Below are 18,260 nucleotides of genomic sequence, written 5' to 3' on the forward strand. Positions count from 1 at the left end.
ATCAACATGTTTCCGCAATCAACTCTGTTGGTGCAAAAGGCGGAATATGAGTGGCCTTCGCCCTTCGCGCGGGCACTTCAAGCCGGACCATCCACGGTCAACAAACTGGAGGGGGACCATGACGTCTTCGGCGACGGCAGCGTGATGCTCATGGCGACACCCGGGCACACGCCCGGCCATCAATCGCTATTGATCAAACTGCCCAACACTGGCGCACTCCTGCTCTCGGGCGACGCCGTCCATTTTAAGGACAATTGGGAAAACCGCCGCGTCCCTGACATCAATTTCAACAAGGAGCAGACCTCCGCATCATTGCAGCGGATGTCTGACATTCTCGCGAAGGAAAAGGCGCAGCTTTGGATCAACCATGACAAAGTGCAACGCGACAGCCTAAAAATGGCGCCGGGCTTCTACGATTGAGACCTGTTGGGCTGTCCCGGACGCACGCTGATGGCACTTTTGAGACACCCGACCGCTTCTGACGATGTCCGTTATCGGGGGAAGACCGGAAGTGCTCAGCGCACGGACAAAACGGCGTTATTGGACCCAAAGCGGATCCGCTGGTTCGCTAAAATGGCCAAGTGGGCTACGGGAATAAGACCTTGCGCCTTTATAGCAGACCGTACCGCAGCACGTTGATGCAAAGCGTCAACTTCGACCTGTCAACGCTGAGGTCCCATGAAGCGATGGGCATGCTCCGCACATAGGAGGTGATGATGCAGGTTAGCTATCCATTGTCGGCCGGAAACCGTCATATTCAGATATCTTAGACCGTCCTCGATGTGCGTCGAAACGCTGTTCCAGAAAAAGCCGGGATATTTGTCGATAATATCAGCTGGCGAGGCATATCCAAGCTGACGGTTTTTTCCGATCTCTTCAAACTCGCTATAGAGCGCATTGGCCTTTCGCGAATACATTGGATCCCCAAGCTGTCCGATGAGGTCGGCAGCTTGGACTAGTTTTGGCTCTATGCCCTCATTAGCGTTCGAGCGATCCAGACGTGCTGGAAAGCGCGTCATTTCAATTGCGGCTGCGATACGCGACGCGTCGAGGATGGGTGAATTTCCGAGGCGCTCAAAGGCAAACAGCTTCGATCGATCGACGTGATAAGGCGAGAGAGCAGCATCTGATGCGCCGCGAGAAAGCGTAATCGTCTTTCCGCTCCCGTCCACCACGAACTCGGTTTCCGTGTCACCGCTCAAAACGCCACGCACATAGCCGATATCGTGCAACAGACAAGCGACGATCAGATGGCTGTAATCAGTGGGTTCTATTCTTTGTGAAAGTGTCATTCCGGCCAGAATTTCACGTCCGACCATCGTGACCTGTAGGGTGTGCTCGTAATTGTGGTAAAGAGCATCGCTTCTGGCCAGGCATTCAATGGTGCTGCGCGCAAAGGAGCCTAAACGCTCAGCCATATCGTCCTGTGCTGGACCAAAAATGCGACGGAAATCTTTGGCGAGAAATTTGCCCAACTTCTTGGCTGCTAATGCCGTGATCGTCTTCACCGACCATCTCCAGGACGGCAAGATGCTATCATTTTGTGAAGAATCTGGAAGGCGAAAAACGTCCGTCGGTAACGCAGTCCTCGGTCTGACGTCGCGACAGACGCCCCTCGTTCGAGTTGATGAAGTGATCGAAAAGCTCGCTGGTTGCTGCGGTGCATGAGGATCGGTTTTGGCACGAATGCGAAGTGCCGACCGGCTCAGAAACTGTCTGCTCCTCGGGGGTTTCGCCATTGCGCCCTGCGGTCCTGTGGATCCGACGCCCCTCCGGTTTTTGACGGGAACCTTTTCCCTTCGAGACCATCCAAGGTGGGCAGTGAGGAAAGTGCCGATGCGACGTCCAGTTACCTGTGGACGGACCCGTTGGCACCGGACAATGCCGAGTTCGTACAGCGCGCACGCGGCTCGGGATGGGAATGGCTTCGAACCTAACCAAGGAGGACAACCAATGGCACAGGATCTTTCGACTTCCATCACAAGACGAAGCCTAGTCGCAGGGCTGGCGCTGAGCGCCGCTCCAGTCGCTTTGGCGGGCGCTAATAATGCCTACGCGCAGGCGAAGGAAACCCCGTCTGAAAAAAGTCTGTATGAGCGCCTGGGGGGCGTATTCGCCATCGCGGCGGTGGTTGATCACTTCAGCGACGCCGTCGTGAAGAACCCGGTCGTTGGCCAGAAGTCCAAGAACCCGCAACTGCGAGAATGGCACACCAAGAACCTGAAAAGGTTGCCCGGCCTCAAGTTCATGCGCACGCTGTGGGTCTGCAACGTTTCGGGTGGGCCCTTCCAGTTCACCGCCACCAAGCCCGGCAAGACGCCGCTCGGCCTTGAGGAGGCCCACCGCGATCTTCGAATCTCCCCGGCCGAATTCGATGAGGTCGCAGCCCAACTCGGACGAACCCTAGACTTCGCCAAAGTCCCCAAGCGCGAGAAGGCCGAAGTCCTGGCAGCCTTTGCCGCCCACAAGGACGAGGTCACCGCTGGCTACGTGGCGGCCAGCAAGCGCGGCTGAAGCTGCTGTCCAGACGATCCCGCTCAGCCCAAGCTGGGCGGGAAGTGTTGCTGCGTCTCAACGCGGTCCTGGGCTGGCCGGAAGTGGACCAGCGATCAAGCTGAGGAACCCACTTTTTGGTTTTCCTGCAGCGCACAACTGAAAGAACCCGCTCCCATCCGAACCAAACAACGCCCGAGCCGTTACGGTCCCGCCTTAGAACGGGCCCCGCCTTAGAATTGAGAGATGGCCATGCGTGTTATTGCGACACCCACGATATTCTTACTTTCATCCAGCCTCGTTCCCACACTCGCCCAGGAGCAGGGAAGGGCTCCGGCTCAGAGTCAGTCCGAGACGGCTCCGGCCCCTACTCCGCCCCAGACTGTTCCTGTGATGCAGCCCGAGCGAACCTCACAGCAATCGGAGTAAGCTCGTAAGCAAGCTCAGGATCGGGCGGAGGACGTCCAGGTCGGTCGCGATTGGCGAACGCAATCGCGCGACGGCGACAAGATGGGTCGCATGGGCCAGGATGGCATGGGGCGAATGATCGAAGGTATGGGTCCAATGGGCGAAGACGAGATGGCGCGAATGGGGGATCACATGAGGATGTGCCGACAAATGATGAAGCGCTGGGGTCACAGAATGCACCGCGACAGTGATGACATGGACAGCGACACAGCCGAGGAGACCGAAGCTCCGATCGGTCAGACCGAGATCGTTACGGCCGTACTTACGATGAAGGTCGATCTTCGCGTCAGGTGAAAATCTGTATTGAGGACGAAAGCGGCGACGAGTATTGCCGATATCGCAATCGGTAACCGCCTAGCGCGGCCTCCCCCTTCAGGACGTCCCCAAAGTCCGCAGTTAATAGGTCGGGCCGCCTTGACGGGTAATCTCTCCTGTACGGTACTTGCCGTCCAACACCTTGTCCGAGCCCGCCCGACGCTTTCCCTGATGCAGATGTGCTGGTCGCACTCAAGCGTTACGATCTCGGCAGCCTCATCCCCAAACTCGACCAGGTGGAGCTTTGGGACAAGGAGCTTTCGCTCGGCGAACAGGAGCGTCTCGCCTTTGCGCGACTGCTGCTGCACAAACCAGGATGGATTTTTCTCGACACACGAAAGCCCGAGTGCACACGAACGGCGGCGTTCACTCAATCGCCTCGGAAAATAGGCGCTTTGTCGCCGGAGCCATTCCTTTCTCCATTCTCATTGCGACGCGAGCGACACAAAGAAAACGCCAAGAACGACGCACATTCAACCGAAACCAAGAAGCAGCTTTGGCAAGGAAATCAGCATTGATCCAACGCTACGAGGGGTACGTCACATGCGCGACAACGTGAGCGCAATTCAGGAAACGCCTCAATAGAGCGTGAGGGACATGGGACCGACAGGAAATAGCTCTCTACCCGCAAGGTAAAAGAACGCCGTGCCCGAGGGACACGGCAAGTTTCAGGGAGGGTGAACCGGAAAACTCCCGGTGCATACGTGAGGCGTGGCCTCGGCCGATCGTCCGCCGGGCGCGATCGGAAAAAGTCAGCGGCCGTTCGCGGCCGCGGTCACCATTTCAACGCTGCCGTGCGCACGGGATGGTCCCAGAGCGCCGCGGTCTCGCTGTCGAGCAGGTTCACTGTGAGCGAGCACCCGGCCATGTCCAGCGACGTGACGAAACTGCCGACCAGCGAGCGGGCGATGCGCAAGCCCCGTTTCTCGAGCATCCGGCGCGCCGCGTTGTACATCAGATAGAGCTCGATCGTCGGCGTTCCGCCAAATCCGTTGACGAGCAAGAGGGCTTCGGCCCCGTCGCGCGCGTTGAGATCCTGCGCGATGGCCGTCGTCATCTCGTCCGCGATCGCGTCGGCCCGCTCCAGCTTGACCCGGCGACGTCCCGGTTCGCCGTGAATGCCGACCCCCATCTCCATCTCGTCCTCGCCGAGCGAAAAGGTCGGCGTGCCCGCGGCCGGGACCGTGCAGCTCGTTAGCGCCACCCCCATCGAACGCGTGCGCGCGTTGACGCGCTCGCCGAGCGCAACGCAGCCCTCGAGGTCGGCGCCCTTCTCTGCCGCCGCGCCGACGATCTTCTCGACGATCAATGTGCCCGCCACGCCGCGGCGCCCGATGCTGTGGGTCGAGTTCTCGACCGCGACGTCGTCGTCGGTCACGATGGTGGCAGTGCGACCTTCGGCGATCTCGGCGGCCATCTCGAAATTCATGCGGTCGCCCGCATAGTTCTTCACGATGAACAGAACGCCGGCTTCACCCGCGACCGCCTGGGCAGCCTCGACGATCTGGTCCGGCGTCGGCGACGTGAAGACCTGTCCCGGGCAGGCGGCGTCGAGCATGCCATAGCCGACGAAGCCTGCATGCAGCGGCTCGTGCCCGCTCCCGCCGCCCGACACGAGCGCGACCTTCCGCGGATTCAGCTCACGGCGCCGCACGAATTTGCGCTCCGGCCCGAGCGTGACGAGATCGCCATGCGCGGCGGCGAACCCGTCGAGGCTCTCCGCGAGCACGTTGTCGACCGAATTGATGAATTTCTTCATTGTCTCCTCCCCATCTCATCCGCATGTCCTCCCCTTGCGCCTCACGCTTATTTTTCCTGCATGATGGCAATCAGGCGCCGCGCGAACTCCTGGAGCAGCGCGTCAAGCTCGGCGTTCCGCTTGGCATTGCCGAGATCCGGCAGGTGCAGCGTCAGGGTCCGCTCGTGCGGCCCTTCGGTGAGCCGGCCGATCCGCCGCGGATGCGCGCGGGCATAGGCGCGCAGAAACGCGGCCTTGGCCTGCGGCGGGAAATGGCAGACATCGAAGATCGTATTGAGATGCTGCACGGGGATCGGCACGGGATAGGCGGGGTTGCTGATCTGGCTCACGAAGCTGCGGTTCTTCCCCATGGCATGGGCCAGACGAAGCCGCATGCCCGAGGGGCGGCTGTCCAGCACTTCCTTGAAGATGCGCTTGTAGACCGCAACAGCGCCGGCTTCGGCCGGCTCATCGATCGCCGTGTCAGCCAAGGCCGCCTCCGCCGCTCAGCCGGACGATGGTCTGCTTGATCTGTGCCAGCGCCGATGCATTGACGGACAACTCGCGCAAGCCGCAGTTCAGCAATGCGGGCAGGCAGCGCGGATCGCTCGCCATGTCGCCGCACAGGCTGACGCTGATCCCGGCGCGCCGGCCGTGCTCGGCGGTCCGCGCGATCAGTTCGAGTACTGCCGGATGCAGCGGATCCATCAAGGGCGCGAGAGCTCCATTGGAACGATCGCAGGCAAGGACATATTGCGCGAGGTCGTTCGAACCGATTGAGAAGAAGGAGGCCTTGAAGCTCGTGACTGCCAAAGCCGCCGCCGGGACTTCAATCATGATTCCCAGCTCGGGAAGCATCGCGGCAACGCCGTCCGCCTGCAAGCGCTGCACGACATCGGAAAACAACTTCCGTCCCGCCTCGAGCTCGTCGGCCGATGTGACCATCGGAAACATGACCTTGAGGTTGCCGCGCACCGCGGCACGCGCAAGCGCGCGGAGCTGAACGGCAAAGATCTCGGGCCGGGCCAGGCAAAGCCGGAGACCGCGAACCCCGAGGAACGGATTGGCTTCGCCATCCAGCGTAAATCCGGGCACCGGTTTGTCGCCGCCTGCATCAAACGTGCGGATGGTGACCGGGCGCCGGTCGGCCCAGCGCAACACCGCATCATAGGCCTGGAACTGCGTCTCTTCGTCGGGCAGCCCCCCGCGCTCGGTCAGCAGAAACTCGGTACGCATCAGGCCGATGCCATCGGCATATTGCGCGTCTGCGTGCTCGAGATCATCGACGCGCTGGATATTGATGAACAGCTTGATCCGCTCGCCGCGCCACGATGCGGTCGGCCGTCGCAGGATCGCGCGGGCCGACGCCCTGCTCTTGCGGTGGCTTTCGCGCCGTTTTTCGAACAAGCGGACCTGCTCGGCGCCGGGATCGAGTTCGAGCATCGCGCCCTCGCCGTCGAGCAGCGCCGTGGCTCCGATGTCCGGAATCGCGCCGAGTTGCACGACCATAGGGATGCCCCGCGCGCGCGCCAGCATCGCGACGTGGCTGGTGGGACTGCCGCGCAAGAGCGCCAGACCGCCGCCGCCGGACCAGTCGATCTCCAGGAACCGCGACGGCGGCAGATCGTCGGCGCAGACGACGGCGCCGCTCGGAATCTTCAGGGCCTGGCCCTCGCCTCCCCGCAGAATGTTGATCACGCGGTCGCGCAGGTCCGCAAGGTCCGAGGAGCGCGCCTTCAGATATTCGTCCGCCACCGAATTGTAATCCGCGATCTGCTCGTCGAGCGCTGAACGCCATGCGACATCCGCAGGATCGCCCTCGCCGATCGACGCGAAGATCGCTTCGATGAAGTCCTCATCGTCCAGGAGCGCGACCTGGAATTCGAGAATCTGCGCGGCTTCGCCACCGGCGATCCCAGCCAGATCCGCGATCTGCCCGCTTGCCGTGTCAATCGCAGCACGAAGGGCTAGCGCTTCTTCAGCCAGGTTACCCGCGACACGCTCGCCGCTCGTGCTGGCATCGACCCGGACGAATGGACCATGGGCAAAGCCGATCGAGGCGGTCCTGCCGCGGTAGGCCAGTCCTGCAGCGCCACCCTGCATGCTACGAAGCTCCGTCCGGAAAATCGGCCGCGATCAGGTCGACCAGCGCCGCAACGGCGGCCTCTGCGTCACTGCCGGATGCCTTGATCTCGATCGTGCTGCCGTGCGCTGCGCGCATCGCCATGATCTTGGCCACGCTCTTGGCGTTGATCCATTCGGCCGCGCCTGCGACACGAACGGAAATCTGGGCCTGGAACCTCTTGGCGAGCTTGGTCAGCTTGACCGCCGGGCGCGCATGCATGCCCACCGCGTGCACCAGCCGCACATTGCCGGTGAATATCTGTCCGTCCGCTTTATCCAGCATGCTCATATTCCATCATCGCTTCGCCGACATGTCAGTCGGCAGAGAGTTCCTCGGCCACGGCCTTCACCTGGGCCAGTGAGCTACCGCCCGCCGCCTCGGTTGCCGCCATCACGGCCCCCTCGACGATTGGCGCGTTGCATACGACAACGAGATCGCGCCGTGCAGGCTCCAGCATCTCGACCGCCATTTCGCTGTTGGTTTCGGCGCCGCCAAGGTCGACGAGAATCGCGACGCCCTTCGCCGACCAGGCATCATTGATGGCGTCAATGATCAGGGAGACGGTGGTGCCCAATCCGCCATCCGGATTGCCGCCGCAGAACGCCACCTTGACCTCGCTGCCGACCATCTGCCGCACCATGTCGGCGGTGCCCTTGGCGATGTCCCTGGAATGCGAAACGATCACGATACCCACAGTTTCGGTCATTCCTGTCCCTCCAGGCTCGCGCATACCGCCTGCACGAGAACGCAGCTTGAGCGCGCGCCGGGATCGATATGCCCGATGCTGCGCGGGCCGAGGAACGACGCCCGCCCCTTGGTGGCCTGCATCGGCGCGGTCCGCTCGACCGCTTCGGCCGCGGTGATGCGGACCCGCGCGATCAGATCCGCTTGGCCGGCCGCCGTCTTCAGCGTCTCCAGGACGGGAATGAGCACGTCGAGCATCGTCTTCTCGCCGGCCTGCGAGCGGCCCCGCGCGCTCACCGCGTTCACGCCGCAACCAAAGACATTTGCGAGATCATCCGGCAATTGTCTGTCGTGCGAGAGCGCTTCGCCCGCGGCAAGAAAGAAGCTGCCGTAAAGCGGCCCGGAAGCGCCGCCGACCGTCATCACCAAGGTCTTGCCGATCATCTTCAGCGCCTCGTCGAGCGGCTGCGCGGAGATCGCATCGAGCTTACCCAGCACCGCTTCGAATCCGCGCTTCATATTGATTCCGTGGTCGCCGTCGCCGATCGCCTGATCCAGGCTCGTCAGCTCCGGCGCGCTGGCGATGACCCGCTCTGCGGCCACTTTGACCAACGACTTGAACGTATCGGGTTGCAGCGACATCGACTTGATCCTCTAGTGAATCATCGCGGGGATGCGTTGCCCCGCGCGATCGAAACAGAGCGGATGTACCAGGTGCAATTCGACCTCCTGATCGGCCTTTAGCGGCTGCTGATGCGGATCCGCAAGCGTCACCAGCATTTCGCCCTTATAGTCCAGGTGAACGTGATTCTGCTCGCCGAGGTGCTCGACACGGTGGACGCGGCCGACCATCCGCCCGCCATTGCGAGCACCGACCTTCAGATGCTCGGTACGGATGCCGACCGTCTCCGTTCCGGGCGGCACCGGCACGTCCGGCAATAGACGGGCGGGAAGGAAATTGATCTGGGGCGTGCCGAGGCGCGAGGCGACGTAGCTGCTGGAGGGGCTTTCGTAGATCTCCCGCGGCGTGCCAAGCTGAAGAAGCTGGCCGTCCCTGATCACACCGATCCGGGAGGCCATGGTCATGGCCTCGACCTGGTCGTGGGTCACGTAGAGAATGGTCGCGCCCAGTTCCAGCTGGATCCGCTTGAGCTCGAGACGGAGCTCCGCGCGCAGCTTCGCGTCCAGCGACGAGAGCGGCTCGTCCATCAGGTAGATCGAAGGATCGCGGACCAGCGCGCGGCCGATGGCGACTCGCTGCATTTCGCCGCCGGACAGGCGCGTTGCACGGTTGTTCAGCTTGCTTGCGATATGCAACAGTTCCGCGGTCTGTTCAACGCGCTTGCGGATCATGGGCTCGGGCACGCGCCGCGCGGGAGAGCGCAGCGGAAATGCCAGATTGTCATAGACCGTCAAGTGCGGATATAGCGAATATTGCTGGAAGACGAAGGCGATATCTCGCGATCCCGGCGGATCAATTGTGACGTCGCGGCCATCGATCAAGACCGAACCGGCGTCGGGGCTCTCGAGCCCGGTGATCAGGCGCAGCGTCGTGGTCTTGCCGGCGCCGCTCGGCCCGAGCAGGACCAGGAACTCCCCGTCATTCACCGCCAGCGAGAGTTCGCGCACCGCCTCCACCGCGCCGAAGCGCTTGCTGATGTTGCGCAGGATGACGTCAGCCATGGCGCGCGCTCCCCTCATTGGCGGTCCCAATCGCGAGGCCGCTGCCGACATCGAACAGCGCCAGGCGTTCGGAATGGAATTCGAGACCCACCGTCTCGCCGATCCGCACCGCCGCATTGGAGGGCAGCCGCGCCGCGACGCGTCCATGCGCCGTGTCGACGGTGACGATCTGGGTGGTGCCGAGATATTCGGCTCCGAACACCTCGCCGCGGAAAGGTGCCGCGTCGGCAAAGCGGATATGCTCCGGACGTATTCCGAGCGCCAGCGGGGCGCTCGCGCGATCCTCGCGGATTTCCGGCACCGCGATCCTGGTGTCATGGAAGCTGATCACCCGATCGCCGGATCGCAAGCCCCCTTCAAACCGCAAGAAGTTCATGGGCGGCGAGCCGATGAAGTCGGCCACGAACATGCTCGCGGGCCGGTCATAGACCTCCTGCGGCGGGCCGATCTGTTCGACGCGTCCCTTGTTCATGACGGCGATCTGGTCCGCCATAGACATCGCCTCAAGCTGGTCGTGCGTCACGTAGACCGTGGTCGCGCCAATGCGATCGTGCAGGTCGCGAAGCTCGCCGCACATGAGATGCCGAAATTCGGCGTCGAGCGCCCCCAACGGCTCGTCCATCAGAAAGGCCTTCGGTCGCCTGACCATGGCGCGCCCGAGCGCGACACGCTGGCGGTCGCCGCCCGACAGTTTCGAGGTCTTGCTCGACAAGAGATGCTCGATCCGCAGTAGACGCGCCGTTTCCTGCACTCGCTCGCGAACCTCGCGCCGGCCCATGCCCTGGCACTTCAGCGGAAAGCCGATATTGTCCGCGACATTCATGTGCGGATAGAGCGCGAAGAGCTGGAAGACGAAGGCGATGTCGCGGGCGGCGGCACGGCGGAAGGTCACATCCTCGCCGTCAAGCAGGATCTTTCCCTCGGTCGGCAGCTCGAGGCCCGCGATCATGCGCAGCGTGGTCGTCTTGCCGCAGCCGGACGGCCCCAGCATCGCAAAGAAGGTGCCGTCGTCGATCGTGAAGTTCGAGCCTTGCACGGCCGTGAACTGATCGAACGATTTGCGCAGGTTTTCGACGCGGATCTGTGCCATGGCTGCCGCCCTATTCCGGAAAATGGCTGACGATGACGTATCCAATCGTGCCGGCAAGGATCGTCACGAAGGAATAGCTGTAGAGATCGATCGACCAGGGCTGCACCAGCATAATGATGCCGCCCCCGATCAGGGTCATCGCGCCCGCCTCCCACGGTCCGCGACGGAACCAGCGAGACACTCCACCCTCCTTGGCAACCGCAGACCCGCTCATTTACGCACAGCTCCGAAGGTGATGCCGCGCAACAGGTGCTTGCGCAACAGCACGGTGAACAGAACGATTGGGACGACGAACAGCGTGGTCGCGGCAGCAACGGCCGGCCAATCCTGCCCGCCCTCGCCGATGATGAAGGGAATGAAAGGCGGCATGGTCTGCGCCTCGCCGCTGGTCAGGAGAACCGCGAAGGCGTATTCGTTCCACGAGAAGATCAGGCAGAAGATCGCGGTCGCCGCGATTCCGGTAACAGCCTGCGGCAACACCACCTTGCGCAGGGCCTGGAGCCGCGTGTAGCCGTCGACGAGGGCGGCCTCCTCATACTCGCGCGGAATCTCGTCGATGAAACCCTTGAGCAGCCAGACCGCGAGCGAGACGTTCACGGCGGTGTAGAGCAGGATCATTCCGAGCCTGGTGTCGGTCAGGTTGAGCTGCCGGTACATCAGATAGATTGGGATCGCGACCGCGACCGGCGGCATCATTCGCGTCGAGAGGATGAAGAACAGGAGATCGTCGGCCAAGGGAATGCGGAATCGCGAGAAGGCATAAGCCGCAAGCGTGCCGAGAAAGACGGCCAGGAATGTCGAGCCGAATCCGATGATCAGCGAGTTGACGAAACGCGGCACGACCTTCGAGGGTCCCGCAATGACCATGTCCCGCTGACGCACGAGCTTGTCGTACCACGTCTCCGGCGGCGGCAGCTTGGCGATGAAGTCCGGCGTCTGGCGGGTGCGCACGGTGAACAGGTTCACATAGCCTTCGAGAGTCGGCTCGAAGATCACCTTGGGCGGATAGGCGATGGCGTCGCTCTGCGACTTGAATGCGGTGGCGACGATCCAGAGCAGCGGCAGGATCGTGATCACGGCATAGAGAATGACGAGCCCACCGGCCACGGCCTTTGCGCGCGGCGAGGCTTCGACGATGGAGTGAGCGGTGGAATTGGCGACGGCAGCGGTCATCGTTGCTTCACCTTGTTGAGCACCTTGACGTAGATGTTGGCTGCACCGAACACGGTCACGAACAGGATGATGGCGAGCGCGGACGAATAGCCGGTGCGCCACTTCTCGAACGCGGCGCGCTTCAGCGTGATCGACACGAGTTCGGTGGTCGACCCCGGTCCTCCCGACGTCAGGAGGTTGACCATATCGAACATCTTGAAGTTCTCGATCGCGCGGAACAGGACGGCGAGCATCAGGAACGGCACCGTCATCGGCAGCGTGATCGACCAGAATTGCCGCCAGGGCGAGGCGCGATCGACTTCGGCCGCCTCGTAGATGTAGTCGGGAATGGAGCGAAGCCCGGCGAGGCAGATCAGCATCACATAGGGGGCCCACATCCAGGTATCGACGAGCACGATGGTCCAGGGTGCGAGCGAGACCTGCCCGGTCATGCTGAACGAACTCGGCGGCACACCCGTGAACAGGCTGATCAGGGAGTTGAACGGCCCGATCTGCGGCTGCAACAGCAGGGTCCAGAAGTTGCCGACCACTGCCGGCGACAGCATCATCGGCAGCAGGATGATCGTGGTCCAGAAGCTGTGACCGCGAAACTGGCGGTTGATCAGCAACGCCAGACCATACCCGATAACCACCTGTAGCGCCACTGACCAGATCACGAATTGCGCCGTGGTCTGGAGCCGGAACCAGACGTCCTCGTCGGTGAGGATGTCGGTGAAATTGTCGAGCCCGACGAACCGCAGCGGCAGATAGGACATGCTGAGGTTGAGGCTCGTGAAGGACAGCCGGATCATCCACACCAGCGGAAAGATGTTGATCGCCAGCAACAGCGCAATGGTCGGCGCGACGAACAGCCAGGCGATGGCCCGGTCCGACAGGCCGCGGACGCGCCGCGCGGCGCGAGATTTGGCGGGCTCGCTCATACCGGCAATCGTGACATGATCAGGTTGTAGGATCGTCGTCATCTGGTCCATCGGCTGGCTGGTCCAGCTTCCCCGAGGTGCACCCCCGGGGAAACCAGTTCGGTTAGAGTTGCGAGCGGCGTGTCTATTGCGACGCGACCTGCTTGCCCTGCTCCTTGAAGACCTTGGTCCAGTCCTTGACCAGGAGATCGAGCGCCTGCTGCGCCGTGCCCTTGTCGGCAACGACGTAGTCATGCACCCGCTTCTGCATGTCGAGCAGCAGTTGCGCGTATGACGGCTCGGCCCAGAAGTCCTTGACGATGCCCATCGACTCCAGGAATTGCGGTGCGAACGCCGCGCTCTTCGGGAAGTCGGGTGCATCGACCACCGCCTTCAGGGCCGAGTAACCGCCGAGCTGCCACCACTTCTGCTGCACGGCGGGTTGCGCGAACCATTTGATGTAGGCGAGCGCGTCGTTCCTGCGGTCGGAGGTCGCGACGACCGAGATGCCCTGCCCGCCGAGCTGGGTGAAGCGTCCGTTCGGACCGGCCGGATTGACGAAGAAGCCGATCTTGTCGCCGCCGACATTCGGATCCTTGTAGAGGCCGGGGAAGAAGGCGAACCAGTTCATCTGCATCGCCACCTGGCCGGACTTGAAGGCATCGAGCCCCTCTTGCATGTAGGCGTTGGTCATGCCGGGCGCCGTGCAGCACTTGTAGAGCTCCTTGTAGAACTCGAGCCCTTTGGCCGCGTCGGATGAATTGACAACGCCCTGCATCTGGTACGGCTTCTTCGGATTGTCATAGCTGAAACCGTAATTGTAGAGCGCGTTGGTCACGCCCATGGTGATGCCTTCCGAGCCGCGCTCGGTGAAGATGTAGGCACCATAGACCTTCTTGCCGTCGATCTCGCGGCCCTGGAAGAACTCCGCGATCTGCTTCAGCTCGTCATAGGTTTTCGGCGGCGCCAGATCGCGGCCATACTTGACCTTGAACGCGGATTGAATTTCGGGCCGCGAGAACCAGTCCTTGCGATAGGTCCAGCCCACCGCGTCTGCCATGGCCGGCAGCGCCCAATAGTTCGGCGAGTTCTTCGGCCACTGCGAATAGCCGACGACCGTTGCCGGGACGAAGTCGTCCATCGAGATCTTCTCTTTGTCGAAGAAATCGTTGAGTTTGACGTACCACTTGTTCTCGGCAGCCCCGCCGATCCACTGGCTGTCGCCGATGATCAGGTCGCAGAGCTTGCCATGGGAGTTGAGCTCGTTGAGGAAGCGATCGGCATAGCTCGTCCAGGGGACGAACTCGTATTTCATCTCGATGCCAGATTGTTTAGTGAAGTCCTTGCCGAGTTCGACCAGCGCGTTGGCCGGATCCCATGCCGCCCAGCACAGCGTGAGCTGCTTGCTCTGGGCGGTGGCCTCGTTTGCACCAAGTGTCCCCAGCACCACTCCGAGCACCGCGGTCACCGCTGAGCTGCCTAGCCATTTGAATCTTCGCATATCTGTTTCCTCTCTCGTTGAAGCATCTGACCCGCTCAGCGCGCCCTGCCGGAGCGACGCCAAGACCCTGAAACCGAGTTTGAGGAGCGATGGGTGAGGAACGAGACGGACCATTTCCGGAAAACGGGTCCGGAAAGGCTGGGCTCCTCCCACACATCCACTCGATGCGTGATGTTTAGTTTTTTGTAACACTAAACATATTACTGAACGTACGAGGCCGTCAAGTCGATTTCTTGCGGCCCGCCGAAAAATTTGAATAGGCCTAAAGATGTGCTGCATCGCAACAGATCGCGCGCAGAGCGGAAGGGTTTTGCTTCGACAAAGTGTTTAGCAGATTAGTTTTACTGAACGTTCAATGCGCCATGACGAGCGAGAGCAGCGCCCCGTACACGCCGTCCGAATTTGATTGGAGAAGGCTAGCCACGAAAGTATCGAGCTGGGGCGACTGGACCGAGCAGTCGCCAGGAGCGAATAACGATCACCCGCCTCGACGATGCGTGGGCATCGTGCGAACCGGATCGTAGACCGGCGTAGAAACTCGTGGGCCGTAGTAGCGGGGGACGACTCGAACCCCGACATCGATTTTTTTGACCTTAAGCTGAAACAGCAGCCCCTATCCACCGACGACACGAAGGCAGGTCCGCTCGTTATGCCGATAAACGAGATCAGCTTCTCGGTCGCAGGTGGGTGCACTGCTCTCGTCGATTCGCCCGCGTCGAGCCCCGACGCCCACCTCACGTCGCGGACCGACTGCGCAGCTTTGCCATTGCTGGATTCTTCTGGATCTCCCGGTGCACACGTCGTGCACACGCCGCCTCCTAACCGAATGAACGGGTTAAGCTCTCGCTCCAATCCATCATTGGACCCGTAGAGACACCTGAGCCGATCCGATGCGAACTGGCAAATTACAATGGCGCAAAGTGGCAAACTCGGCTGATGCTTGCGCGATCGATCAGTTGTCGAGCAAGTACAACGTCGTGGAATATCGTGGATTTTGGCGCTCCCCAGGGAACGCCCCTTTCAACCGCACCTCACTGTCGCCCAACATGGCGTCGAACCTTCCCTCGGCCGACGCCGCCGCGGCGCAGCTAAAGATGCGATAGAACTGCGCCCCCGTCAAAGGCGACCAGCAGCAGATCGACACCAGCGTTGAGCGCGTCGACCACCGCCATACAGACGCTGCGTTGATAGATCGCCCCCATCACGAGGTCGTCGGTCATGACGACGCCCTGATAGTTCCATCTCTTGCGAATGATGCCGTCGACGACCCGTTTGGAATACGACGCCGCGCGGTCCGGATCAACTGAGGTCAGCGTCACATGCCCGATCATCAGTTGCGCTTTCGAACCAGCCAGCACCTTCCTGAAGGGACTCTAGTCGGACGCTTCGAGCTCATCCACGGACGTATCGAGATCGGCGCTGAAATGATGGGTATCGGTTCGCACGCGCCCGAGCCCTGGAAAATGCTTCACCGTGGCGCCGACGCCTGACGCTTCCAGCCCGCTCACATATGCTCGCGCGACGTCAGCGACGACAACCGGATCATCTGAAATCGCGCGCTGGCCGATCAGCGTGTTGAAATCGAATCGGTTACGCTTCAGTTCGGGTCGCAAATCCAGCACCGGCGCAAGATTCAGGTTGACGCCGAGCGCCGTCAGCTCCTGCCCGTGAATACGCCCGAGCGCCTCTGCCTTCTCGGCGCGAGCATCGGGCGCTAGATTCGCAAGCGCCGATAGAGCCGGCAACTTGGTCAAGGGCGGCGCCAGATGCGATACGATGCCGCCTTCCTGATCGGCCGCGACGGTCAGGGGCGGCAGGCCCGCAGCGCGCCGCTTTTCCTGCAGCGCCGAGATCTCTTCTTTCAATCGCGCCGCCGATGATCCCACGACATTGTGCCTGGTGATATAGACGCCGGAGATCAGGCCCTTCTCGGCCAGGCCAGCCACCTCCGGAAATGATGAGTATCCGACGATGAAGCGCCGCCCAAGGCTTCGCGCCTGCGCAGCATCGGTCTGCAAGACGTTCCGCTTGCGCCATTCAAACGAAGCCTGCGCTCCAGGATCGACAGCGATGGCAGGCACCACAGCAGAATGAGCAACCGTCCGGCGATGCCTCGTCTCCAATAACCGTGACGGACGAGAACTACGACCGCGATGATGCTCGCTGCGGCCAGAACCAATGGCCCTCGCAACGAAATCAGATAGGGATCGTTCTTGTTGGCCGCAGCGAAAATGCAGACAGCGCCGGTGAACCAGAGCAGGACGAGGCCAATGCGTTTGAGAATTTGCATGAAAATGGATGGCGGCTTGCGCGAGGAGGTCGAATGAGACCATTGCCCGTATCAAAATCGTCTCGCCGACGCGAGCGCATAACCGCGCCTGCACGGAAACTGCATAAAAATCCTGAACTCTTGCAGACGGCGCTCCAAGCAAATGCACACCGGCATCTGATAGTTCGTCCTGCAAACTGGGCGATCATCGAATGCCTGTTCCCACGAGACTAGCTAACGACGGGTGGTGGCTGTGCGAGCGCCCCGCGACGGCGCTGGTTTGCAATTTTCCTCTCCAGACAGGTAGCGCAATAATGGCCGATTTCACCACGCCGGCATCCCATGCCAGCTCCGTTCAGGACGGCACCTTTCCCGTCAATGCAGCCATTGTCCTTGCGCTGGCTGCGCTGGCCGACTGGCTGTTCTACGGGCACGGCATTGGAATATCGGCCGCCATCTTTGCGGTCGCCGTAGCCTGCGGCTCGTTGCTCGCCAACCTTGCAACTTTGAACCGAAAGCAGGCGCCACCGGCGGGCGCTCTCCTGCTGGGAGCCCTCGTCCCCGCCGTGGAAGAATTCAACGTCGCGTCCCTGACCTTCATGGTGCTGGCGCTGGGCATTGGCCTGCTGCTGACGACCGAACGCGATCGGCATGGTCTCGGCGAGCAAGCCGCGGTGTTATGTGATCTTTATCTGGTCGGCCCGCTCCGATTTTTCCGCGATGCCATCGCTGCGTTCAATCTGCCGGCACTGAAGACCGGGTTTGTCGTGTGGTTCATTCCGATCGTTCTCGGCGGCATCTTCGTGTTTCTGCTGGTATCGGCCAATCCATTGCTCGAGAAGTGGATCAGCCTGCTGAACCCCGGTAACACGGCTTCCTACGTGAGTCTCGGACGCGTACTGTTTTGGACTGTGGCACTGTCGATCGTGTGGCCCTTTATCCACGTCCGGTGGAGCAGCAAGCGGGAGACTCCTGCAGGCTTGGCCGAAGCGGCGGCACTGGCGCAGGGAATACCATCGAGCCAAAACGATTTCTTTGGTGTTGCGACGATCCTACGTTCGCTGATCCTGTTCAATTTGCTGTTCGCCGTTCAAAGCGTTCTCGACGTGGCTTATCTCTGGGGCAACGCGACCCTGCCCGCCGATATCAGTTACGCTTCATATGCGCACCGAGGCGCCTATCCCCTCATTGTCACGGCGCTATTGGCGGCGGGCTTCGTTCTGGCCGCCATGCGGCCCGGTGGACCGGCCGAGCAATCAAGGGTGATCCGGCCGCTGGTCTATCTATGGGTGACGCAGAATGTCCTACTGGTGCTGTCGTCGATCCTGCGCCTTGATCTCTATGTTCAAATCTACCTGCTAACCTGGTGGCGCGTCGCGGCTTTCATCTGGATGGTGCTGGTCGCGTTGGGGCTCGTGCTCATCGTTGCCCGCATCGTTTTGAACCGCTCGAATGACTGGCTGATCCGAGCCAACCTCACCACCCTGACGGCAACTCTCTACGTCTGCTCGCTGGTCAATTTCGCCGCCATCATCGCCGACTACAATGTCGGCCACAGCCGCGAAGCCGCCGGCAAGGGAGTGTGGATCGACATGAACTATCTGTTTTCCCTCGGACCGCAGGCATTGCCAGCCATCGACCGGGCCGTTGCCCTTCGCGGGTTCGATCCCGCCCTTGTTTCCCGCCGTGGTAGCCTTGTAGAACAGCAACGAAGAGAGGTGGCATCCTGGCGCAGCTGGGGCTTTCGGAGTTGGCGACTGCAGCGCTTCCTGGGCGCCCAACAGAAGAGTTCGACCACAGGCTAGTACGACTTCTCGGAGAG

Annotated in this window: 17 protein-coding genes and 1 pseudogene; 4 read left to right on the plus strand and 14 right to left on the minus strand. The window is 61.6% G+C overall.

Features of this window, described 5'->3' with window-relative positions; translation table 11 throughout:
- The coding region (locus JQ624_RS34770; protein ID WP_409334411.1) for an MBL fold metallo-hydrolase at positions 1-420 on the plus strand (420 nt) is incomplete at its 5' end.
- Positions 421-662: 242 nt separating this feature from the next.
- On the opposite strand, the gene JQ624_RS34775 is transcribed toward JQ624_RS34770, so the two are convergent.
- Positions 663-1,508, minus strand: a complete 846-nt coding sequence (locus JQ624_RS34775; protein ID WP_212423398.1) for an HD domain-containing protein — start codon at positions 1,506-1,508, stop codon at positions 663-665.
- Between the two features lie 445 nt (positions 1,509-1,953).
- Between JQ624_RS34775 and JQ624_RS34780 the strand changes: the two genes are divergently transcribed.
- The gene (locus tag JQ624_RS34780) at positions 1,954-2,514 is read left to right on the plus strand and encodes a group 1 truncated hemoglobin (RefSeq protein ID WP_212423399.1); all 561 of its coding nucleotides are present in this window, start codon (positions 1,954-1,956) and stop codon (positions 2,512-2,514) included.
- 941 nt (positions 2,515-3,455) lie between these two features.
- Positions 3,456-3,794: a hypothetical protein gene (locus JQ624_RS34785; protein ID WP_212423400.1), complete on the plus strand. Its 339-nt coding sequence runs from the start codon at positions 3,456-3,458 to the stop codon at positions 3,792-3,794.
- Positions 3,795-4,051: 257 nt separating this feature from the next.
- On the opposite strand, the gene dhaK is transcribed toward JQ624_RS34785, so the two are convergent.
- From dhaK to JQ624_RS34850, 13 genes and pseudogenes are all read right to left on the minus strand, one after another.
- On the minus strand, positions 4,052-5,035 hold the full coding sequence (gene dhaK, locus JQ624_RS34790; protein ID WP_212423401.1) for a dihydroxyacetone kinase subunit DhaK: 984 nt from the start codon (positions 5,033-5,035) through the stop codon (positions 4,052-4,054).
- 47 nt (positions 5,036-5,082) lie between these two features.
- Positions 5,083-5,505: a hypothetical protein gene (locus JQ624_RS34795; RefSeq protein ID WP_212423402.1), complete on the minus strand. Its 423-nt coding sequence runs from the start codon at positions 5,503-5,505 to the stop codon at positions 5,083-5,085.
- Positions 5,498-7,117: a phosphoenolpyruvate--protein phosphotransferase gene (gene ptsP, locus JQ624_RS34800; protein WP_212423403.1), complete on the minus strand. Its 1,620-nt coding sequence runs from the start codon at positions 7,115-7,117 to the stop codon at positions 5,498-5,500. Before ptsP ends, JQ624_RS34795 begins: the two co-directional genes overlap by 8 nt.
- A 1-nt stretch (position 7,118) precedes the next feature.
- The gene (locus tag JQ624_RS34805; protein WP_409334412.1) at positions 7,119-7,421 is read right to left on the minus strand and encodes an HPr family phosphocarrier protein; all 303 of its coding nucleotides are present in this window, start codon (positions 7,419-7,421) and stop codon (positions 7,119-7,121) included.
- Between the two features lie 31 nt (positions 7,422-7,452).
- Positions 7,453-7,845 (minus strand): dihydroxyacetone kinase phosphoryl donor subunit DhaM, encoded by a 393-nt coding sequence (dhaM, locus tag JQ624_RS34810; protein ID WP_212423405.1) that lies wholly within the window; start codon positions 7,843-7,845, stop codon positions 7,453-7,455.
- Positions 7,842-8,465, minus strand: coding sequence for a dihydroxyacetone kinase subunit DhaL (dhaL, locus tag JQ624_RS34815; RefSeq protein WP_212423406.1), 624 nt, complete (start codon positions 8,463-8,465; stop codon positions 7,842-7,844). Before dhaL ends, dhaM begins: the two co-directional genes overlap by 4 nt.
- Positions 8,466-8,477: 12 nt before the next feature.
- A complete protein-coding gene (locus JQ624_RS34820) occupies positions 8,478-9,506 on the minus strand; it encodes an ABC transporter ATP-binding protein (RefSeq protein WP_212423407.1) in 1,029 nt (342 codons plus the stop codon).
- A complete protein-coding gene (locus tag JQ624_RS34825) occupies positions 9,499-10,596 on the minus strand; it encodes an ABC transporter ATP-binding protein (protein ID WP_212423408.1) in 1,098 nt (365 codons plus the stop codon). The genes JQ624_RS34820 and JQ624_RS34825 overlap by 8 nt, the downstream gene beginning before the upstream one ends.
- A gap of 10 nt (positions 10,597-10,606) precedes the next feature.
- Positions 10,607-10,810, minus strand: coding sequence for a hypothetical protein (locus tag JQ624_RS34830; protein ID WP_212423409.1), 204 nt, complete (start codon positions 10,808-10,810; stop codon positions 10,607-10,609).
- Positions 10,807-11,769: a carbohydrate ABC transporter permease gene (locus JQ624_RS34835; protein ID WP_212423410.1), complete on the minus strand. Its 963-nt coding sequence runs from the start codon at positions 11,767-11,769 to the stop codon at positions 10,807-10,809. The genes JQ624_RS34830 and JQ624_RS34835 overlap by 4 nt, the downstream gene beginning before the upstream one ends.
- Entirely contained in the window at positions 11,766-12,689 is a 924-nt protein-coding gene (locus tag JQ624_RS34840) for a carbohydrate ABC transporter permease (protein WP_409334413.1), read from the minus strand. The genes JQ624_RS34835 and JQ624_RS34840 overlap by 4 nt, the downstream gene beginning before the upstream one ends.
- Before the next feature lie 124 nt (positions 12,690-12,813).
- Positions 12,814-14,169 (minus strand): ABC transporter substrate-binding protein, encoded by a 1,356-nt coding sequence (locus JQ624_RS34845; protein ID WP_212423412.1) that lies wholly within the window; start codon positions 14,167-14,169, stop codon positions 12,814-12,816.
- 1,088 nt (positions 14,170-15,257) lie between these two features.
- Positions 15,258-16,502 (minus strand): annotated as a pseudogene (locus tag JQ624_RS34850) (glycoside hydrolase family 3 N-terminal domain-containing protein).
- Between the two features lie 250 nt (positions 16,503-16,752).
- Between JQ624_RS34850 and JQ624_RS34855 the strand changes: the two are divergent.
- Positions 16,753-18,243 (plus strand): DUF4173 domain-containing protein, encoded by a 1,491-nt coding sequence (locus JQ624_RS34855; RefSeq protein WP_212423413.1) that lies wholly within the window; start codon positions 16,753-16,755, stop codon positions 18,241-18,243.
- The last annotated feature ends 17 nt before the right edge of the window (positions 18,244-18,260 follow it).

The organism is Bradyrhizobium sp. AUGA SZCCT0283 (genome assembly GCF_018130385.1).
In the GTDB taxonomy this organism is placed as follows: Bacteria; Pseudomonadota; Alphaproteobacteria; order Rhizobiales; family Xanthobacteraceae; genus Bradyrhizobium.

Excerpts from the sequence above, each read along its gene's own strand:
- JQ624_RS34780 (WP_212423399.1), top strand. The coding sequence starts at position 1,954 with ATGGCACAGGATCTTTCGACTTCCATCACAAGACGAAGCCTAGTCGCA.
- dhaK (WP_212423401.1), bottom strand. The coding sequence starts at position 5,035 with ATGAAGAAATTCATCAATTCGGTCGACAACGTGCTCGCGGAGAGCCTC.
- ptsP (WP_212423403.1), bottom strand. The coding sequence starts at position 7,117 with ATGCAGGGTGGCGCTGCAGGACTGGCCTACCGCGGCAGGACCGCCTCG.
- JQ624_RS34805 (WP_409334412.1), bottom strand. The coding sequence starts at position 7,421 with ATGCTGGATAAAGCGGACGGACAGATATTCACCGGCAATGTGCGGCTG.
- dhaM (WP_212423405.1), bottom strand. The coding sequence starts at position 7,845 with ATGACCGAAACTGTGGGTATCGTGATCGTTTCGCATTCCAGGGACATC.
- dhaL (WP_212423406.1), bottom strand. The coding sequence starts at position 8,465 with ATGTCGCTGCAACCCGATACGTTCAAGTCGTTGGTCAAAGTGGCCGCA.
- JQ624_RS34820 (WP_212423407.1), bottom strand. The coding sequence starts at position 9,506 with ATGGCTGACGTCATCCTGCGCAACATCAGCAAGCGCTTCGGCGCGGTG.
- JQ624_RS34825 (WP_212423408.1), bottom strand. The coding sequence starts at position 10,596 with ATGGCACAGATCCGCGTCGAAAACCTGCGCAAATCGTTCGATCAGTTC.
- JQ624_RS34830 (WP_212423409.1), bottom strand. The coding sequence starts at position 10,810 with ATGAGCGGGTCTGCGGTTGCCAAGGAGGGTGGAGTGTCTCGCTGGTTC.
- JQ624_RS34835 (WP_212423410.1), bottom strand. The coding sequence starts at position 11,769 with ATGACCGCTGCCGTCGCCAATTCCACCGCTCACTCCATCGTCGAAGCC.
- JQ624_RS34840 (WP_409334413.1), bottom strand. The coding sequence starts at position 12,689 with ATGAGCGAGCCCGCCAAATCTCGCGCCGCGCGGCGCGTCCGCGGCCTG.
- JQ624_RS34845 (WP_212423412.1), bottom strand. The coding sequence starts at position 14,169 with ATGCGAAGATTCAAATGGCTAGGCAGCTCAGCGGTGACCGCGGTGCTC.
- JQ624_RS34855 (WP_212423413.1), top strand. The coding sequence starts at position 16,753 with ATGGCCGATTTCACCACGCCGGCATCCCATGCCAGCTCCGTTCAGGAC.